Here is a 19,565-nt window from a genome sequence, read left to right on the forward strand (position 1 = left end):
TGGCTCGTGTTCTTCATATTAATAGAAGAAACACGATTAATATTGTTTGTTTGCACGATTTTGTTTGTTTAGTTTTCAAAGAACAATTCATTACGTCAGAAGCGACATTTGTTATTATATCAACTCACTATTAAGATGTCAATATAATATTTTATTTTTATCAACCACTTTTAGCAATCAAATTTCGTTTGTTAAAAGCGACATTTGTAATTATATCGAACCTCTATTTCTATGTCAATATAATTTTTTATTCCTTTTTCAATCACCTTTAACAATCAAAACTTGCTGTCAAAAGCGACTTCCTTATAGTATCACCCTCATATTAATTATGCAACAAAAAGTTTTTTTTTTAGGAAAGTCTTACGGTTTTCGGTTGAATAAAAAACCAGGAGATGAGCATATCTCCTGGTTCTTCACTGGTCTTACCCATCCTATTAATGATTCTTCTTTCCTTTACCTTTCCCTTGGTGCTTTTTCTTTGGCTCTTTTTGTTTTTTCTTTTCTTCTTTTTTTGGCTTCTGTACACCATGATTCTTAGCATTATTAATCGCAGGTTTCGCTTTGTTGATAATAGGTTTTGGTTTTGGCGGCACTTCTGCAGAAGTAACCCCTTTAATATACAGTTCATTATTTACTCGGTAGACACTGCTTGGCTGCTGAAAACCCGATGCATCCGTTCCAAATGACTGCATCATGTTTTTGAACATATACTTTGCAATTGGTGTCGTCGTTGCGTCCATAAAGTTACCAGAACCGTTTTGTGCATATCCGGTCCAGACCGCCATGGTGTATTGAGGTGTATATCCTACGAACCAGCTATCATTCGTGGCGTTTTCCGGGTATCCAAACTTTCCTCGGGTCGGTGCGTCAAAATTCGTAGTCCCTGTCTTCCCTACCACATATAGTCCGGGAACATTAGCCATTGCACCACCCCCATTTGTTACAACGGAGCGTAACATATCAGTCACCATATAGGCCGTATAATCCTGCATTACCCGTTTCGGTTTCTCCTTAAAATGAACGACTTTACCATTGGGCAGGACCACTTTTTGGACAAAATGCGGTTTATTGTAGTTCCCATTGTTTCCAAATGCACTGTAGGCCCCTGCCATATTTAGAGGACTAACGGAATTACTACCAATCGCATAGGATTCATATACTTGGTTATCTTTAAATGTAATACCGAGTTGTTGTGCAAAATTCTTTCCCTTTTCCATTCCAACCGCCCTTAGTGTGAGAAGCGCAGGAATATTGTAAGAATTGTTCAGTGCATTCCGTATGGTCAGCATTCCATGATACTTATGATCCCAGTTTGAAAGCGGCTGTCCCGTTGAATACGCTGTCGGCTGGTCATTAATTAGGTGACCAGTGGACCATTTCAAATATTCAATCGCAGGACCATAGTCAAAAATCGGTTTAAATGTCGAGCCCGGCTGACGACTGAGATCGACCGCAAAGTTGTTACCCAAAAATTCAGCTTTATATTCGTTTCGCCCGCTGCCAATCGCCCGCACTTCACCGGTTTTTGTATCCAAAAAGACAAAAGCCCCCTGAAAAGCCGCATTTGGATAGGCAATGATTTCATTGGTGTTCAACATTTTATCTGCATAATTCTGTGCTTTTGGATCGAGGGTAGTATAGATAGATAATCCATCTTTACTGATGTCGACATCCTTCAGTTTCCTCTTTACCTCTTTTACAACTGCATCCAAAAACGCTTCGTAAGGAATAGTTTGTTGGTTGCTTTTTGGGACAAGTCCCTCAGTAACGGGAACTTTTGAAGCTTCCTTATATTGTTTCTCCGTTATATAACCATCTCTAAGCATCGATCGCAAGACGATATTACGACGATTCGTGGCCGCTTCTTTGTTTTCCGGCTTGGTTGGATCGTAATTATTGGGACTCTGCGGCAGTCCGGCTATCAAGGCTGCCTGCGCGAGCGTCATTTTTTTCAAATCCTTTACTTCGATACCATAGTAACTCTTTGCTGCAGCAGCAACTCCGTAAGAGCGGTTTCCAAGGTAGATTTTGTTTAAGTACATCATTAAAATATCGTGCTTGGAATATTTCTGTTCCAGCTGATAGGCCAATTCCCATTCTTGCACTTTTCGCTTTAATGTTTTCTCCGGCGTCAAAAAGGAATTTTTAATCACTTGCTGAGTAATCGTACTTCCGCCCTGTGAGCCGAAATCTCCAGTTACGTTGACAAAAATGGCCTTAGCCGTCCGTTTAATGTCGATCCCATGATGCTCATAAAAATGGGAATCTTCCGTGGCGATAAACGCTTGCTCCACCACTTTTGGAAGTTGATCATAGGTAATTTTCGTTCGCTTTTCCTTCCCGTACTCATAAAGAAATTTTCCATTTTTATCATAGAATTTCGTAGAAAGTGGATCCACTAGCTTAGAATCATCCAAATTAGGCGAATCCTTAATCATAGAAGCGAACGCAATCGCTCCTGCCCCTGTTGAAACAAGTCCAAGCACGAGACAGAGAATGATTATTTTTTTAAACAGCGACCCTTTTTTCTTGGGTTTCCGATTGCTTCTTTGTTGATTCTGTTTTTCCCTTTCCGCTTGCTTTCGTTCCTCACGAGATTGATAGGTCTCTTCTGACATTCTTCTTCTCTCCCATGTAAATTTATGGTTTGGCAAAGTTGCTTAATAATGGAGATATTTATTTATCTGCTAATAATAAAGTTTCGTAAGTGGTTTGAAATTTATGAGGGGAATCTGACATCTTTGTTGATTGTTTCAAAAAACAAAAAAATTCCTCTTCCATTTTTGGAAGAGGATACAGTAAAAACTAAAAGGTAAACCAATAAAATGTTGCACAAAAAAGTAGCGGCATATAGGGTCTGGCCAAATAGTGCGAGTCCCAAAATGACAGCTGGAATAAACTTCGTCTGAACGAGAGCCGCCTTTCTACCCGGATTGCTCCGCGACATGAACGCTTGTTTGCACACTTGAATCACACAAATAATCGATTGTGTAAATAGAATCGCTGCTAAAAATATACTCAAATGAACAAGAATCATTTCATTTTGAAGGATTTCCATCCACCTTCCAAACAAACATTTATGACCATGCAGATCTGTATTGAAAGAAATTGTTGCTTTTTGAATTTGTTTCATCAACTGCGCGACATTCGCACGTGATGACAGCAATCATACATATTACAGGTAATTTATGGGGAAGGTATCCTATAGCACTGAGACGTTGGAGGTTACTTATGGAGGCAAAGGGAACACAGATTAGGTTAACTGCAGGTGAGATGGCCCAACTATGGGCGCAATACTTAAATGATAGTGCAAGCATTTGTGTCCTTACGTTTTTTTTAGAAAAAGCGGAGGATGACGAAATGAAGCCTATAATTAAATATGCTCTAGAGCTATCTACATCACACATTCAAACGATTACAGCTATTTTGACCGAGGAAAAAAATATAGTTCCGCATGGTTTTACTATAGAAGAAGATGTAGATTTAACAGCACCTAGACTTTTTTCTGATGCATTTGTGCTCAATTTTATTCACCATATGTCGAAGGTCGGACTTACTTTATATGGAGCGGCTCTAGCATCATCAGTAAGAAATGACATAAAAACTTATTACATGGACTGCCTTACGGAAACCATGGAATTATATAAACAATCAACGGAATTATTATTATCCAAAGGGTTGTTGATCAGGTCTCCGAACCTGCCTAATTTAGAGAAGGTTGAATTTGTAAAAAAGCAATGGTTTATGTTGGATGTGATTGGAGAAAAAAGACCATTAGTCGCATCAGAGGTCGAGAATTTATTTGCGAATATGCAAAGAAATGCTATCGGAGTTGCTGCGCTTACTGGATTTAGTCAGGTTGCAAAGGACAAGGATGTAAAAAAATTCTTTCTAAAGGGTTTAGAAATTGGGAATAAACACATTAAATTATTTAGAGCGAAGTTAGAGGAAAGTAAACTTCCTGCACCGATGGGATGGGATGCAGAAATAACAAACAGTACCACACGTACATTTTCTGATAAACTCATGATGTACTTTACCTCTGGTTTAATTTCTATGAGTGTTGGATATTACGGTACAGGCGTCAGTTTAAGTCCCAGAGGAGATCTGGCTTCATTGTATAACAGGCTATCCATAGAGGTTCAAATGTATGCAGAAGATGGAGCCAATATCATGATAAAAAATCACTGGATGGAGCAGCCTCCAATGGCATCCGATAGAGATGAGTTAATAAGAAGAAAGAATAAATAGCGAAAATATAGCAATCAGATAGAAAGAAAAGCACCAGCCTAATTGGCGGTGCTTCTCTTCATTCAATTAAAATGCTTCCACTTTCTCTTTTTCACCTTTTAACTTTTCGAGTTCCTTTGTGAGCTCTTCCTCGCTCACATAGCTATTGTAGGCCGCATCAAACTGAGCTAACGGAGCCGCAAACTGATTGCCTGCCTGTACTTCTGCTTCCATCATTAAGATCCGCTCTTCCGCACGAGCCACTCCTCTTGATATATCATCCGTATTGAAAGCGACCGTTACTTTTTGAATTTGTTTCATTGACTGAGCGACATTCGCACGTGATGCCAGCAAGATTTTCTTTTGCTGCATTTGGTTGTACGTTTCTTTGAGCTGGTCCAATTTTTCGATGAGGATTTGCGTTTGTCCCTTAATCGACGCTAATTGGTCCACATATAGCTGCAACTGGTTTTCTTTGCTGAGTTTTTCTTGCACAGCTAGTTTGGCCATCGACTCATCTCCTTGCTCAAGTGCTAGTTTCGCCTGACGAGTACGCTTGTCCACCAAAGATTTGGTTTCATTGATCAGCGCTTCTTGTTTTTTCTCTACAAAGATTTGTCGTGCTAACGCATTCTGACCTTTGACAATTTCCTTTTCCATTTCTCTTGAATACTCATTTAGCATCGCAATCGGATCTTCCATCCCATCTAATAATCCGTTAATGTCCGCCTTTGCAATTGTCTTTAATCTTTTAAAAATACCCATGTTATTCCTTCTCCTTTTTAGTTAAAATATTAATTTCCCATTGATCCAAAACGCTAGCATTTTGGTTTGTGACCGGTATATGCGAACCTACTACAGAGGTGTCAATAAACTGTTTCATAGATGAAGTTTTCGATTTCTTTCTAAGCCATCTTACTAAAAGAACTAGAACAGCTAGTCCAATAATAAGGAAGAGCCAAGGGAATCCTCCGCCATGGTGAGCGCCATGTATCATCTCCTGGCCTCCTCGAAATCCGCCGTGCTGCCCCATTTGACCAGCACCATGTCCATGGGGACCTCTAGCAAAAGCACTGCTCCCACCTAGAAGAGCATGGAGTAAGTTGATCACCAGTACAGTAGAAGTAACGATGACACTCCAGAAAATACCCTTTTTTACTTTTGAATTCATTTCTTATTACCTCCTTTCGTTATCTGATGTAATGAATATTAATAGAGAATGGTGAAAACTTGGTGAAAGGAAAAACTATTTTTAAAAAAAATCCACAGATTCTTATGAGCAGTTTTCGTAGATATAGGGCGACGCCAGATGGTACTGATCTCATCCGAATATCTTAATGTTTGAATATATAAGGATATATACCTAACAATCGTGTCTTTTTTACCAAAAAAAGGGACAAAAAGAGGGATTGGAGATGCGTTTGAAGAAATTATGATTCTATAACATATTTTTTATTGGGGGAAAGGCCGCCATGAGACAAAGCCGACAATACAAATCTCCATACGCAGCAATGTTGTGGTCATGTGTTTTACCTGGATTCGGGCAATTTTACAATAAGGATTATATGGTTGGGGCAGTGTTGATTGGCTTGGAATTTTTAGTGAATCTGAACTCGAATCTAAACCTATCTCTAATCGAATCCTTTATAGGGGATATGCATTCAGCCCATCACATAATTGATTATAGATGGGCGCTATTTTACCCATCCCTATACGGTTATGCCATTTGGCAAGCATTCAATGCTGCCATAGCCAATAATAATAAGATGATTGGTAAAGATGCGGAACAAAGGACATATTTGTCGGGCTTCTTTCTTGGAATGGTATTAGGTATGGATTTCGGATTATTTTGGCACGACTCTACCTTTATCACACACCATACCGTCATTAAACTATTAGATTTTCCTGTCTTTAATGGACTTGCTTTTGGAATATTGATAGGAATTTTGGGACATATCATGGAAAATAAGGTTTATCGAAGACAAAAAGAGCATCTGTTACCAGGTAAAAAATAGGGCCCAAAAAGGACAAATGTTTTCATATTGTCTTGCTTCACTATTTAGGAAAGCGGGCTCCATTTACCATTTCATCGAAAAATGACCTCTTGCGGGCAATCCAAGCGGCCTCCTTTTATCTCTTCTCACGTCTATACTCCCACTTGACTACCGTTCCTTCGCTTTTTCATCGTTCCTGTCACATTTCTTCACCCAATATCGTCTTGAGTTTTAAATAACATAATGGAGGTTATCTTATGACTCAAAAATGGGATATTGTCATTGTTGGCGGTGGGTTAGCAGGTTATATTGCAGCTAATTATTTATCTAAGACCAATTTATCGATATTAATAGTAGAAAAAGGAAAACAAGTGGGTGGAAGGGCTCGTACAAACAAGATGGACCAACAGTACTTGAATCTTGGCCCGCATGCCCTTTATAAAAAAGGAAAAGCCAAGTCTATTCTCGAAGAATTAGGTATTAATCTTCATGGAAAATCACCCAAACTAAGCGGTATTTTAATGGAAGACAATATGGAATATGCTGCTCCCCTTGCTCCTTTCGAACTTTTTACAACAAGTCTTCTGAATGGAAAGGAACGGATTGAGTGGGTCTCAGTTTTGTTGAAGCTGATGAATACTGATCCTGAAAAGTTAGCAGAACTTACCCTCCAACAATGGGTAAAGCAAACAGCCCACTCTAAAAAAGTGGAATCATTACTATATATACTTGGCAGACTGGCGACCTATTGTCATGCCCCTGAAATGGTAAGTGCAAAAGTAATCGTAGCGAATATGAAAAATGCAATGGGCGGCGTCCTTTATCTAGATGGCGGCTGGCAAACCATTATTGACCAGCTCCACAATAAAGCATCCCTCTCAGGTGTTGAGGTTAAATCACCTACCCTTGTTAAACAAATGAAACCCGCCCAACAGGATCACTTAAAACTAGTTCTTTCAAATGACGAAGAAATTCTCGCGAAGTATGTGATTTGTACAACCGGCCCCCACGAACTAAATGAAATGCTAGTTGAAACGGAACAAAATCACTTTTTTTCAAAAATAACACCTGTACGAGGGGCCACATTAGACGTTGCTCTAACCAAGCTGCCTAACCCAAAACGATTGTTCGCCATGGGCATCACTGATCCCCTCTATTATTCCGTGCATTCACCTTATGCCCGTCTCTCTGATGATCCAAAGAACGCCGTTCTTCATGTATTTAAGTATCATCATCCAAATGACACACACGATCGAGCAATTGTTAAAAACGAACTTGAAGAATTTTTAGATCAACTGCAGCCAGGGTGGCAGCAATATGTGATTACACGACGGTTTATCCCTAACATTATCGTGAACCAACGCTTACCGCTAATTGGAGATGAACAGAAGCTGCAGCGTTCTAAAACAGAAATTCCGGGATTATATATAGCAGGAGACTGGGCTTCTCCCCACTCCATTTTGGCAGATGGCGCCGTTAGCAGCGGAAAACAAGCAGCAGCGGAAATCATTTTAAACGAAGAGAGGAAAGATAGTGCAAATTACGAAAGAAGATTACCAACAATTTAAACCATTGTTGTTTTCGTTAGGTTATCGGATGTTAGGTTCTGTAGTGGAAGCAGAAGACATGGTCCAAGAAACTTTTCTAAAAGCATACCAAGTAAGCGGGGCGAACATAAATAATAAGAAGGCATATCTCTGCAAAATAATGACGAATCTCTGTCTTGATGTAGTAAAGTCTGCCCGGTACAGACGAGAACAATATGTGGGGCCATGGAACCCAGAGCCATTAATACCAGAAACATTAACCTTTGATCCCGCGGAAATGATGATACAAAAAGAAGGATTGAGTATCGCCTATTTACGAATGATGGAGCATTTGGCACCAGATGAACGGGCAGTCCTCCTTTTAAGGGAGGTATTTGATTTCCCATACGCAGAGATTGCAAACATGATAGAAAAGAAAGAAGATAACTGTAGGAAAATTTTTAGCAGGGCGAAATCAAAGCTCTCACTTATTGAGGGCGAAAGCCTACACTATGAGAAGAATAAATCAATGGTTAATCGCTTTATTGAAGCGTTTCAATCGCAAAATAAAGATGTCCTATTAGAGCTTATCTCTGAAAATGTTACACTATTTTCTGATGGCGGTGGCAAAGTCACGGCTGCCGTCCGTCCAGTCATATCCGTAGCCAATGTTTTAGCCTTATTATACGGAGTCATCAAAAAGGCACCTAAAGACACTTATTTTGAAGTGAAAAATGTCAATGGCCAACCAGCGATCGTAATCTACATGAATGGCAAAATTCAAAGTATCCTTAGTTTTTATATCCAAAATGAAAAAATAAGCGAAATGTATATAACAATGAATCCTGATAAGTTACCTATTTAATACCACAGGGACAGTTCTCATGGTTCAATGAGTTTAGGGCATTCCACCAAAACCGTCCAGAGGGTCACCCAATGGGCGAATTTTTAAGTTTAATGAGCGAATCTCGACACTTAATCGGCGAATTCTCAAAGATTATGAGCGAATCTATTAATTCAATGGGCGAATTTAAGAGAAGCAACACAATAATGGAGAAAATAAATTTGCAAACAATAAAAAGGAGAGAAGTGATATACCACTTCCCTCCTACAATTTTGAGTTGTTTACGCTGTCTCCCTCTCACCATCTACATCCACGCGTTTCTTGCCAATTCTTCCTTTTATCGACTTCATCACATGGTACGTAGTTGGTACGATCACCAAGGTTAATAAGGTTGATGTTAATAATCCTGAGATAACCACAATCGCTAGGGATCTTGAAATCAATCCGCCTTCGCTAGATAGGGCTAACGGCAATAATGCACCAATTGTGGCGAGTGCCGTCATAAGAATCGGACGAAGACGTGTTTTTCCAGCTTCCAATAACGCTGCTTTGAGCTCCATGCCTTTCTTCTCGTTCTGTTTCACGCGCTCCATTAACACAATCGCATTGGTAACCACAATTCCGATTAACATTAAGAATCCAACTAACGCCGGCATCCCTAGTGCTTGATTCGTCACATATAATCCTAACAACCCACCCGAAAATAGGAACGGCAGCGACGATAGAATCGCCACAGGCATTAACATATTCCCGAACGCGACAAGCATTACGATAAACACGAGCACAACGGCAACCGCCATTGCCAGCATCATATTCGTAAATCCTTCATTCATCGCTTGAGCCTGACCCTCTGAACGAACGTTTACGCCACTTGGTAAATCGATAGTTTTCAATCGTTTATCCACCTCAGCTTGAACACCTGACGAATTATCCGTCGTGATTCGCCCCGTTACCTGTACATATTGCTGTTGATTTAAGCGGTACAACGCAGACGGACTTGGTGCTTTTTTGAGGGTGGCCACTTCGGAGAGACTGACTTGCTGCCCCATCGGATTGGTCAACTTTTGACTCATAATCCCAGCAATAGAATCTACTGAACCTCCATCTAATAACAAATTCACACTCGTTGTTTTTCCCTCTACTTGCATATCTCCCACATGGTCACCTGCAATCAGTTCCCGAACAAATCCGGCAACCATAATCGGGCTTACGCCTTTTTCAGCGGCTTTCGCATCATTGATATCCAATTGAAGCTGTTCCTTCACACCAGACAGATTCGATTCGACATTTTCTAAGCCATCGATATTTTTAATTTTATCCGTAATCAGCTTCCCTGCGGTCACTAAATCTTCGGCATTGCCGCCTTCAACAATTAAAGCAATACCACTCGTTCCAACAATCCCAACCGGGGCAAGGGCTACCTGTATCTCACTGTTAAGATTCTCTACTTCAGTTCGTACCCTTTTTTCAAAACTACTAGTCTGTCCCTTTGAAGTATCGTCCTCTAGATCAATCGAAAAACGAATATGTTCCCCATTCACAATCGTTTGGGTATATTTAATCTGCTTTTCCTCTTTTAGAATTTTTTCAATATCACTCGCCATCAGGTTTGCTTTTTCCAGTGAAGTTCCCTCAGGTAAATCGGCAGTTAAGCGATACGAGACCGCTTTTTCCTGCGGCAAAAAGTTCTTCGGAATCATCGGGACTAATGCTAATGATCCAGCAAACATAACCACCGCCAGCACAATCGTTAAAGCCCGTTTATTTAAGACCCATGAGAGTGTATTCTTATAAGCTTTTTGAAAAAATGTTTCCTTTTCCTCCTTCGGTTTAATACGAAGTAGGAATAACTTGGCGAGCAATGGCACGACCGTCAACGAAACGATTAGCGAAAACGCCAGCGCCACAATGACCGTAATCCCAAACGGCGCAAAGAAACGGCCGATAATACCTGGAACAAAGGAAAGCGGGCCGAAAACAGCAATGGTTGTAAGGGTAGAGGACGTAATTGCCCCGCCCACTTCTTTGGCTGCCGTAAGAACCATTTTTTCATCCCGTTTTGGGCTCGTTAAGGTGCGGCGGTACACATTTTCAATGACAACAATCGAATCATCGATAACACGACCCACTGCCACCGCGATTCCCGCTAGAGTCATCATGTTTAAACTATAGCCAAAATATTTCAAGGTAATCATGGATGCTAAAATCGATAACGGAATGGAAAGAACAGCGACAATTGTTGCCCTGATATTACGAAGGAATAAAAACGTAACCAGCACCGCAAACAAGGTTCCAAGCAGCACTTCCCGCAGCATTCCATCAACAGATGTTTTCACTTCTTTAGATGTATCATATAACTTAGTTAAGGTGTATCCAGCAGGAAGGTCTAATTCGTCCAGCTTTTCTTTGGCTTGCCCGACCACTTCAACGGTATTAGAACCCGCCTGTGCTTTCATCTCAACCAGAACAGCAGGTTTTTCATTTAATCGAGTATAAACCGTTTCTTTTTTATTGCTATAAGAAACGTCCGCAATCTCAGCCATCTTTATTTTTTGGATGCCATTTGGTCCTTGCGACAAAATTTGAATATCCTCTACATCACCGACAGAATTCAGCTTATAGTCAGCTTGCACATTCAAGGTTTTATCGTCGACATTTACTTGGCCTGCTGGAAAGGAAAAATGATGCGCTATAAACGTTTGCTTAACGGTCTCATAAGTAACTCCATGCAACTTCATTTTTTCAGGGTCCAGCTTCACCGCGACTTCCTTTTCCGTTTCACCCGAAATATCTATCGTTCCCACTCCATCAATTCCAGTCAACGCTGGTTTAATGCGTTCATTGATGTATTCGGTCAGGTCGGATTGATTGGCTGTGTTCGATGACAGTGCAAATGTAAAAACCGGCATCGCAGAAGGACCGTCCTTGAGGATTTGAGGTTTTTCTGCTCCTGCTGGCAGTTGGATCGAAGCAACCGCGGTCGTAACATCCTTTTCCGCCTCATCCATATCCTTACTCATCTCAAATTCAAGAATTCCCACGACCATATTACTGTGTGCTTCAATATACAAATTATCTAGTTTCTTTATTCCCGATAACGTGTTTTCTAACGGTTTTCCGATATCCTCTAATCCCTGTTCAGGAGTCGCTCCAAGATATGGAACCTGCACGATGATATAAGGAATATCGACATTTGGCATTGATTCCATCTTCATCGTTTTGACTGAATAAATTCCCCCTGCAATCACCATCAACATGGCGATAAAAATAACCCCCGCATTCTTTAACGAAAACTTAATCCAAGATTTCATCTCTCTTTTCCCCTCCGCAATATAAGTACTTTTTCAGTTTAACTACTTTCTCAACCTACTAAACTCCCTTTTTGGTTCTTTTTACCTTTTTTATTATAGGTTTTCCATCTAGGAGCCAACATCGGGCAGTTGCTGTAATCTCATCTACGACCTAAGACTTAGAAAATTGCTCCGGTGTCAGGCACCGAAATTGATTAAAATGGTAAATTTCTAGTAAAATTTACTTATACAGAAAGTTTGGTTTGGTTGAACGATTGAAAATGAGCCATAGGGAGAAGGAGTTAGGGAAAAATAGAATGAAGATGTTTAGGAAGTTGTCCAATGGGGTATTAGCGCTGCTGATTACCATCCTGATTTATGCGTTATTTTTTGCGGTAGTTTCACAGAGTCCTGGGGATGAATCGAATAATGGTTTGATCGCTATGGCAACCTTTATAGCGATGACTTTTTTTATAAACTTTCCGGTGTGTTGGTGGATTATGAAACGGATCATTAAAGCGAGTCGAAGCAAGAGGAATTGATTAGGATCTTACCAGCACATCTTTTTATCGACATTTGCGAAAGTACTGTACTTAATTAAGTAACCAGCGACAGTAAAATAAGCGGAGGTTTTCCGATTATCCAAAATAAAATCCTCCATTTTCACGTTTTTCGAGTCAATAGGCGGAATCTCTCCGTCTATTTAAGCCAGTTTTAGTGCTATTTACAAATTAAGCGAAATTTTTCCGTCTATTTATCAGACCGGTGTTAACCTGTTTCCCCAACCGATAAGTGCGGACCCCCATGATAAATGCGGGCACAATTAAGCCCCATACAAATTTTCACACAAAAAAAGACAACCATCTCTGATTGTCTTTTTTTGTGCCTGGCAACGTCCTACTCTCACAGGGACGCGTGTCCCAACTACCATCGGCGCTGAGAAGCTTAACTTCCGTGTTCGGTATGGGAACGGGTGTGACCTTCTCGCCATTGCTGCCAGACTATTTAATTGAGGTTTCATTCCCTCAAAACTAGATAATGCAGAAGAAGTTTGTAAACTCAGAGTTCACCTTAAAAATGGTTAAGTCCTCGAACGATTAGTATCAGTCAGCTCCACATGTTACCACGCTTCCACCTCTGACCTATCAACCTGATCATCTTTCAGGGTTCTTACTAGCTTGCGCTATGGGAAATCTCATCTTGAGGGGGGCTTCATGCTTAGATGCTTTCAGCACTTATCCCGTCCGCACATAGCTACCCAGCGATGCTCTTGGCAGAACAACTGGTACACCAGCGGTGCGTCCATCCCGGTCCTCTCGTACTAAGGACAGCTCCTCTCAAATTTCCTGCGCCCACGACGGATAGGGACCGAACTGTCTCACGACGTTCTGAACCCAGCTCGCGTACCGCTTTAATGGGCGAACAGCCCAACCCTTGGGACCGACTACAGCCCCAGGATGCGATGAGCCGACATCGAGGTGCCAAACCTCCCCGTCGATGTGGACTCTTGGGGGAGATAAGCCTGTTATCCCCGGGGTAGCTTTTATCCGTTGAGCGATGGCCCTTCCATGCGGAACCACCGGATCACTAAGCCCGACTTTCGTCCCTGCTCGACTTGTAGGTCTCGCAGTCAAGCTCCCTTGTGCCTTTACACTCTGCGAATGATTTCCAACCATTCTGAGGGAACCTTTGGGCGCCTCCGTTACTTTTTAGGAGGCGACCGCCCCAGTCAAACTGCCCACCTGACACTGTCTCCCACCCCGATCAGGGGTGCGGGTTAGAATTTCAATACAGCCAGGGTAGTATCCCACCGACGCCTCCACCGAAGCTAGCGCTCCGGCTTCTCAGGCTCCTACCTATCCTGTACAAGCTGTACCAAAATTCAATATCAGGCTACAGTAAAGCTCCACGGGGTCTTTCCGTCCTGTCGCGGGTAACCTGCATCTTCACAGGTACTATAATTTCACCGAGTCTCTCGTTGAGACAGTGCCCAGATCGTTACGCCTTTCGTGCGGGTCGGAACTTACCCGACAAGGAATTTCGCTACCTTAGGACCGTTATAGTTACGGCCGCCGTTTACTGGGGCTTCGATTCAGAGCTTCGCTTGCGCTAACCCCTCCTCTTAACCTTCCAGCACCGGGCAGGCGTCAGCCCCTATACTTCGCCTTGCGGCTTCGCAGAGACCTGTGTTTTTGCTAAACAGTCGCCTGGGCCTATTCACTGCGGCTCTTCGAGGCTATTCACCTCAAAAAGCACCCCTTCTCCCGAAGTTACGGGGTCATTTTGCCGAGTTCCTTAACGAGAGTTCTCTCGCTCACCTTAGGATTCTCTCCTCGCCTACCTGTGTCGGTTTGCGGTACGGGCACCTTTTATCTCGCTAGAGGCTTTTCTTGGCAGTGTGGAATCAGGAACTTCGGTACTAAATTTCCCTCGCTATCACAGCTCAGCCTTCGCGAGAGGCGGATTTGCCTACCTCTCAGCCTAACTGCTTAGACGCGCATATCCAACAGCGCGCTTACCCTATCCTCCTGCGTCCCCCCATTGCTCAAACGATAAAGAGGTGGTACAGGAATATCAACCTGTTATCCATCGCCTACGCCTTTCGGCCTCGGCTTAGGTCCCGACTAACCCTGAGCGGACGAGCCTTCCTCAGGAAACCTTAGGCATTCGGTGGATGAGATTCTCACTCATCTTTCGCTACTCATACCGGCATTCTCACTTCTAAGCGCTCCACCAGTCCTTACGGTCTAGCTTCAACGCCCTTAGAACGCTCTCCTACCACTGACATCAAAGATGTCAATCCACAGCTTCGGTGATACGTTTAGCCCCGGTACATTTTCGGCGCAGAGTCACTCGACCAGTGAGCTATTACGCACTCTTTAAATGGTGGCTGCTTCTAAGCCAACATCCTGGTTGTCTAAGCAACTCCACATCCTTTTCCACTTAACGTATACTTTGGGACCTTAGCTGGTGGTCTGGGCTGTTTCCCTTTTGACTACGGATCTTATCACTCGCAGTCTGACTCCCACGGATAAGTCTTTGGCATTCGGAGTTTGTCTGAATTCGGTAACCCGATGAGGGCCCCTAGTCCAAACAGTGCTCTACCTCCAAGACTCTTACTACGTGAGGCTAGCCCTAAAGCTATTTCGGAGAGAACCAGCTATCTCCAAGTTCGATTGGAATTTCTCCGCTACCCACACCTCATCCCCGCACTTTTCAACGTGCGTGGGTTCGGGCCTCCATCCAGTGTTACCTGGACTTCACCCTGGACATGGGTAGATCACCTGGTTTCGGGTCTACGACCACATACTCATACGCCCTATTCAGACTCGCTTTCGCTGCGGCTCCGTCTCTTCAACTTAACCTTGCATGGGATCGTAACTCGCCGGTTCATTCTACAAAAGGCACGCCATCACCCATGAACGGGCTCTGACTACTTGTAGGCACACGGTTTCAGGAACTATTTCACTCCCCTTCCGGGGTGCTTTTCACCTTTCCCTCACGGTACTGGTTCACTATCGGTCACTAGGGAGTATTTAGCCTTGGGAGATGGTCCTCCCTGCTTCCGACCGGATTTCACGTGTCCGGCCGTACTCAGGATCCACTCAGGAGGGAACGAAGTTTCGACTACAGGGTTTTTACCTTCTCTGACGGACCTTTCCAGGTCGCTTCATCTACCCCGTTCCTTTGTAACTCCATGTTGAGTGTCCTACAACCCCAAGAGGCAAGCCTCTTGGTTTGGGCTATGTCCCGTTTCGCTCGCCGCTACTCAGGGAATCGCGTTTGCTTTCTCTTCCTCCGGGTACTTAGATGTTTCAGTTCCCCGGGTATGCCATCAATACCCTATGTATTCAGGTAAAGATACTGTTCCATTACGAACAGTGGGTTCCCCCATTCGGAAATCTCCGGATCAAAGCTTACTTACAGCTCCCCGAAGCATATCGGTGTTAGTCCCGTCCTTCATCGGCTCCTAGTGCCAAGGCATTCACCGTGCGCCCTTTCTAACTTAACCTAAAAGGTTTATAACTCTTACTTACATAAGAGAGAAAAACTAAAATGGCGATTACTCGATGTTTACTTTGCTTCTTCATTACGATTATCTAGTTTTCAAAGAACGAATGGTTTGAGAGAATTGCACTCTCAAAACTAAACAAACAAAGATCGTGTACAAACTGTTTTGTCTGGCTCATAGGTCCAGCTTTATCCTTAGAAAGGAGGTGATCCAGCCGCACCTTCCGATACGGCTACCTTGTTACGACTTCACCCCAATCATCTGTCCCACCTTAGGCGGCTGGCTCCTTACGGTTACCCCACCGACTTCGGGTGTTACAAACTCTCGTGGTGTGACGGGCGGTGTGTACAAGGCCCGGGAACGTATTCACCGCGGCATGCTGATCCGCGATTACTAGCGATTCCGGCTTCATGCAGGCGAGTTGCAGCCTGCAATCCGAACTGAGAATGGTTTTATGGGATTGGCTAAACCTCGCGGTCTTGCAGCCCTTTGTACCATCCATTGTAGCACGTGTGTAGCCCAGGTCATAAGGGGCATGATGATTTGACGTCATCCCCACCTTCCTCCGGTTTGTCACCGGCAGTCACCTTAGAGTGCCCAACTAAATGCTGGCAACTAAGATCAAGGGTTGCGCTCGTTGCGGGACTTAACCCAACATCTCACGACACGAGCTGACGACAACCATGCACCACCTGTCACTCTGTCCCCCGAAGGGGAAAATCCTATCTCTAGGAGTGTCAGAGGATGTCAAGACCTGGTAAGGTTCTTCGCGTTGCTTCGAATTAAACCACATGCTCCACCGCTTGTGCGGGCCCCCGTCAATTCCTTTGAGTTTCAGCCTTGCGGCCGTACTCCCCAGGCGGAGTGCTTAATGCGTTAGCTGCAGCACTAAAGGGCGGAAACCCTCTAACACTTAGCACTCATCGTTTACGGCGTGGACTACCAGGGTATCTAATCCTGTTTGCTCCCCACGCTTTCGCGCCTCAGCGTCAGTTACAGACCAGAAAGCCGCCTTCGCCACTGGTGTTCCTCCACATCTCTACGCATTTCACCGCTACACGTGGAATTCCGCTTTCCTCTTCTGCACTCAAGTCCCCCAGTTTCCAATGACCCTCCACGGTTGAGCCGTGGGCTTTCACATCAGACTTAAAGGACCGCCTGCGCGCGCTTTACGCCCAATAATTCCGGACAACGCTTGCCACCTACGTATTACCGCGGCTGCTGGCACGTAGTTAGCCGTGGCTTTCTGGTTAGGTACCGTCAAGGTACCGGCAGTTACTCCGGTACTTGTTCTTCCCTAACAACAGAGCTTTACGACCCGAAGGCCTTCATCGCTCACGCGGCGTTGCTCCATCAGACTTTCGTCCATTGTGGAAGATTCCCTACTGCTGCCTCCCGTAGGAGTCTGGGCCGTGTCTCAGTCCCAGTGTGGCCGATCACCCTCTCAGGTCGGCTACGCATCGTCGCCTTGGTGAGCCGTTACCTCACCAACTAGCTAATGCGCCGCGGGCCCATCTGTAAGTGTCAGCCGAAACCGACTTTCAGCTTTTCCTCATGAGAGGAAAAGGATTATCCGGTATTAGCACCGGTTTCCCGGTGTTATCCCAGTCTTACAGGCAGGTTGCCCACGTGTTACTCACCCGTCCGCCGCTAGACTCCGAAGAGTCTCGCTCGACTTGCATGTATTAGGCACGCCGCCAGCGTTCGTCCTGAGCCAGGATCAAACTCTCCAAGAAAGTTGATTAGCTCATTTTGTTACGTTGGCTCGTGTTCTTCATATTAATAGAAGAAACACGATTAATATTGTTTGTTTGCACGATTTTGTTTGTTTAGTTTTCAAAGAACAATTCAATATGTCAGAAGCGACATTTTTTATTATATCGAAACTCTATCATTATGTCAATATAATAATTTAACTTTTTTTCGCCATCACTTTTAACTCATTAATCCGTCGTTAAAAGCAACTTTTAAATCATAACACCATCTATTTAATTATGCAACAAAAAGTTTTTCTTTTTTCCTGGTCACAAAAAAGAGAGGTTTCTAAATAGATAGAAACACTCCCTTTTACAATTACGAACATGTACATTTAAACATGCATCCAAGATTTCTGCATCGTTTATATTCTTTATGATCGTCTTTTTTATTATCGTGATTATCGTGATTTTCGTTAGATGGCCACCATATGACGGACTCTCTCTCTTTATGATCCTTCTTGCAGTGGCAATTACTTTTGTCTTTTTCCTTATCATCCCACCAATTGCCGTGATCGTCTAGATTGTCGTGTTGATCATGTTGTTCATGATCTTGGTTGTCATTTTTATGACTCTTGCTGTGTTTTTGACGATGTTTCTTCTTTCCCATGTCCCACTTTCCTCCTTAAAACAGATTTATTTATAATTAGTTTATTTAGAGTAAGAAAAATGGGTTGTACGAACACCCAGCCTGTATTTTTTTCTTATAGTAAGTTCACATTCCCCTTCCCCTGGGCCATGATAGCGTATTCATTCATAAAATCACCTTTTTGTAAAGGCTTTCAGTAAAAGCTTCATTTTTCTGTCACATTTATTGTGAAATATTTCACAAACAGATGTTATACTAACATCATCAAGTTATTAATTACCAAATAATCACTACTAGATTAGATCAATCAAAAATTCCACTAAAAAGGAGATTATCATCATGGAAAACAGAAATAAAAAAGTAAACCGGGTTGTCTTAGTTGGAACTGGTGCAGTCGGTTGCAGTTATGCCTATTCTATGATTAATCAAGGTGTTGCCGAGGAATTAGTTCTTATTGATGTGAACGAGGCCAAATCAGAAGGCGAAGCGATGGATCTTAACCACGGAATCCCATTTGCTCCATCACCTATCAAAGTTTGGAGCGGTTCGTATCAAGATTGTGCACAGGCTGACTTAGTTGTGATTACAGCAGGATTGGCACAAAAACCTGGTGAGACACGCTTAGAATTAGTAGAAAAGAACACGAAAATTTTTAAACAAATCGTAAAAAACATTATGGCAAGTGGATTTGACGGTATCTTCTTGGTGGCGACAAACCCTGTCGACATTTTAACCTACGTGACTTGGAAAGAGTCCGGGCTGCCAAAAGAACGGGTGATTGGTTCTGGTACCGTACTAGATTCCGCGCGTCTCCGCTTTGCGCTTGGCCAGCATTTCAACATGGATACTAGAAATGTTCATGCTTATATCATTGGAGAACATGGAGATACTGAACTTCCCGTTTGGAGCCGTGCAGCAGTGGGTGTCGAGAGACTTGAAGAACTCCCAGCTGAAAAACTAAACAAAGAATCTTTAGAAGAAATTTTCGTAAATGTCCGTGATGCGGCTTATCACATTATTGAACGAAAAGGAGCAACGTACTATGGAATTGGGATGTCCCTCGTCCGAATCACGAAAGCAATTTTAAATAATGAAAACTGTATCCTTACGGTTTCCTCTTATCTAGATGGACAATATGGACAAAATGATGTGTTTATCGGGGTACCTGCAGTTATTAACCGCGGCGGAATCCGTGAAGTCCTTGAAATTGAACTAAATGAAAAAGAAAAAGAACAATTTAGCCACTCTGTTAATGTATTAAAAGAAACAATGAAACCTGTAATCTAAGAAATACTTTAAGCACTCCATTTTTTCGATGGAAAGTTG

The 19,565-nt window shown here is 42.9% G+C and carries 11 protein-coding genes and 3 rRNA genes; 5 read left to right on the forward strand and 9 right to left on the reverse strand.

The window, feature by feature from the left end; all coding sequences use genetic code 11:
- Positions 1-434 precede the first annotated feature (434 nt).
- Positions 435-2,618, reverse strand: coding sequence for a transglycosylase domain-containing protein (locus QNH17_RS26965; RefSeq protein ID WP_283876385.1), 2,184 nt, complete (start codon positions 2,616-2,618; stop codon positions 435-437).
- A 101-nt stretch (positions 2,619-2,719) separates the two neighbouring features.
- The gene (locus QNH17_RS26970; protein WP_283876387.1) at positions 2,720-3,136 is read right to left on the reverse strand and encodes a hypothetical protein; all 417 of its coding nucleotides are present in this window, start codon (positions 3,134-3,136) and stop codon (positions 2,720-2,722) included.
- 95 nt (positions 3,137-3,231) lie between these two features.
- Between QNH17_RS26970 and QNH17_RS26975 the strand changes: the two genes are divergently transcribed.
- On the forward strand, positions 3,232-4,251 hold the full coding sequence (locus QNH17_RS26975) for a DUF3231 family protein (RefSeq protein ID WP_283876389.1): 1,020 nt from the start codon (positions 3,232-3,234) through the stop codon (positions 4,249-4,251).
- A 66-nt stretch (positions 4,252-4,317) separates the two neighbouring features.
- Here the strand turns inward: QNH17_RS26975 and QNH17_RS26980 are convergent, their stop codons facing one another.
- The gene (locus QNH17_RS26980) at positions 4,318-4,995 is read right to left on the reverse strand and encodes a PspA/IM30 family protein (RefSeq protein WP_283876391.1); all 678 of its coding nucleotides are present in this window, start codon (positions 4,993-4,995) and stop codon (positions 4,318-4,320) included.
- Between the two features lies 1 nt (position 4,996).
- Positions 4,997-5,401 (reverse strand): hypothetical protein, encoded by a 405-nt coding sequence (locus tag QNH17_RS26985; RefSeq protein WP_283876393.1) that lies wholly within the window; start codon positions 5,399-5,401, stop codon positions 4,997-4,999.
- 301 nt (positions 5,402-5,702) lie between these two features.
- On the opposite strand from QNH17_RS26985, the gene QNH17_RS26990 reads away from it, so the two are divergent.
- The 3 genes from QNH17_RS26990 to QNH17_RS27000 all read left to right on the forward strand — a co-directional run bounded on the left by QNH17_RS26990 (position 5,703) and on the right by QNH17_RS27000 (position 8,615).
- A complete protein-coding gene (locus QNH17_RS26990; protein WP_283876395.1) occupies positions 5,703-6,245 on the forward strand; it encodes a hypothetical protein in 543 nt (180 codons plus the stop codon).
- Positions 6,246-6,481: 236 nt separating this feature from the next.
- Positions 6,482-7,792, forward strand: coding sequence for a phytoene desaturase family protein (locus tag QNH17_RS26995; protein ID WP_283876397.1), 1,311 nt, complete (start codon positions 6,482-6,484; stop codon positions 7,790-7,792).
- Positions 7,758-8,615 carry an RNA polymerase sigma-70 factor gene (locus tag QNH17_RS27000; RefSeq protein WP_283876398.1) on the forward strand — a complete coding sequence of 286 codons (858 nt, stop codon included), beginning with the start codon at positions 7,758-7,760 and terminating at the stop codon, positions 8,613-8,615. Before QNH17_RS26995 ends, QNH17_RS27000 begins: the two co-directional genes overlap by 35 nt.
- 260 nt (positions 8,616-8,875) lie before the next feature.
- Here the strand turns inward: QNH17_RS27000 and QNH17_RS27005 are convergent, their stop codons facing one another.
- From QNH17_RS27005 to QNH17_RS27025, 5 genes are all read right to left on the reverse strand, one after another.
- Positions 8,876-11,905, reverse strand: coding sequence for an efflux RND transporter permease subunit (locus tag QNH17_RS27005; RefSeq protein ID WP_283876399.1), 3,030 nt, complete (start codon positions 11,903-11,905; stop codon positions 8,876-8,878).
- A gap of 863 nt (positions 11,906-12,768) precedes the next feature.
- Positions 12,769-12,885, reverse strand: a 5S ribosomal RNA gene (gene rrf, locus QNH17_RS27010).
- 76 nt (positions 12,886-12,961) lie between these two features.
- Positions 12,962-15,896, reverse strand: a 23S ribosomal RNA gene (locus QNH17_RS27015).
- Positions 15,897-16,094: 198 nt separating this feature from the next.
- Positions 16,095-17,632: ribosomal RNA gene (locus QNH17_RS27020) — 16S ribosomal RNA — on the reverse strand.
- The 16S, 23S and 5S rRNA genes sit together here, the layout of an rRNA operon.
- Before the next feature lie 337 nt (positions 17,633-17,969).
- Positions 17,970-18,260, reverse strand: coding sequence for a hypothetical protein (locus QNH17_RS27025; RefSeq protein ID WP_283876400.1), 291 nt, complete (start codon positions 18,258-18,260; stop codon positions 17,970-17,972).
- Between the two features lie 318 nt (positions 18,261-18,578).
- Between QNH17_RS27025 and QNH17_RS27030 the strand changes: the two genes are divergently transcribed.
- Complete coding sequence (locus tag QNH17_RS27030) at positions 18,579-19,526, forward strand: L-lactate dehydrogenase (RefSeq protein ID WP_283876401.1); 948 nt, start codon at positions 18,579-18,581, stop codon at positions 19,524-19,526.
- Positions 19,527-19,565 lie beyond the last annotated feature (39 nt).

Source organism: Neobacillus sp. SuZ13 (assembly GCF_030123365.1).
Lineage (GTDB): Bacteria > Bacillota > Bacilli > Bacillales > Cytobacillaceae > Neobacillus.

What these genes read in the sequence shown, in the direction of transcription:
- QNH17_RS26965 (WP_283876385.1), bottom strand. Translation starts at nt 2,618, where the DNA reads ATGTCAGAAGAGACCTATCAATCTCGTGAGGAACGAAAGCAAGCGGAA.
- QNH17_RS26975 (WP_283876389.1), top strand. Translation starts at nt 3,232, where the DNA reads ATGGAGGCAAAGGGAACACAGATTAGGTTAACTGCAGGTGAGATGGCC.
- QNH17_RS26980 (WP_283876391.1), bottom strand. Translation starts at nt 4,995, where the DNA reads ATGGGTATTTTTAAAAGATTAAAGACAATTGCAAAGGCGGACATTAAC.
- QNH17_RS26985 (WP_283876393.1), bottom strand. Translation starts at nt 5,401, where the DNA reads ATGAATTCAAAAGTAAAAAAGGGTATTTTCTGGAGTGTCATCGTTACT.
- QNH17_RS26990 (WP_283876395.1), top strand. Translation starts at nt 5,703, where the DNA reads ATGAGACAAAGCCGACAATACAAATCTCCATACGCAGCAATGTTGTGG.
- QNH17_RS26995 (WP_283876397.1), top strand. Translation starts at nt 6,482, where the DNA reads ATGACTCAAAAATGGGATATTGTCATTGTTGGCGGTGGGTTAGCAGGT.
- QNH17_RS27005 (WP_283876399.1), bottom strand. Translation starts at nt 11,905, where the DNA reads ATGAAATCTTGGATTAAGTTTTCGTTAAAGAATGCGGGGGTTATTTTT.
- QNH17_RS27025 (WP_283876400.1), bottom strand. Translation starts at nt 18,260, where the DNA reads ATGGGAAAGAAGAAACATCGTCAAAAACACAGCAAGAGTCATAAAAAT.
- QNH17_RS27030 (WP_283876401.1), top strand. Translation starts at nt 18,579, where the DNA reads ATGGAAAACAGAAATAAAAAAGTAAACCGGGTTGTCTTAGTTGGAACT.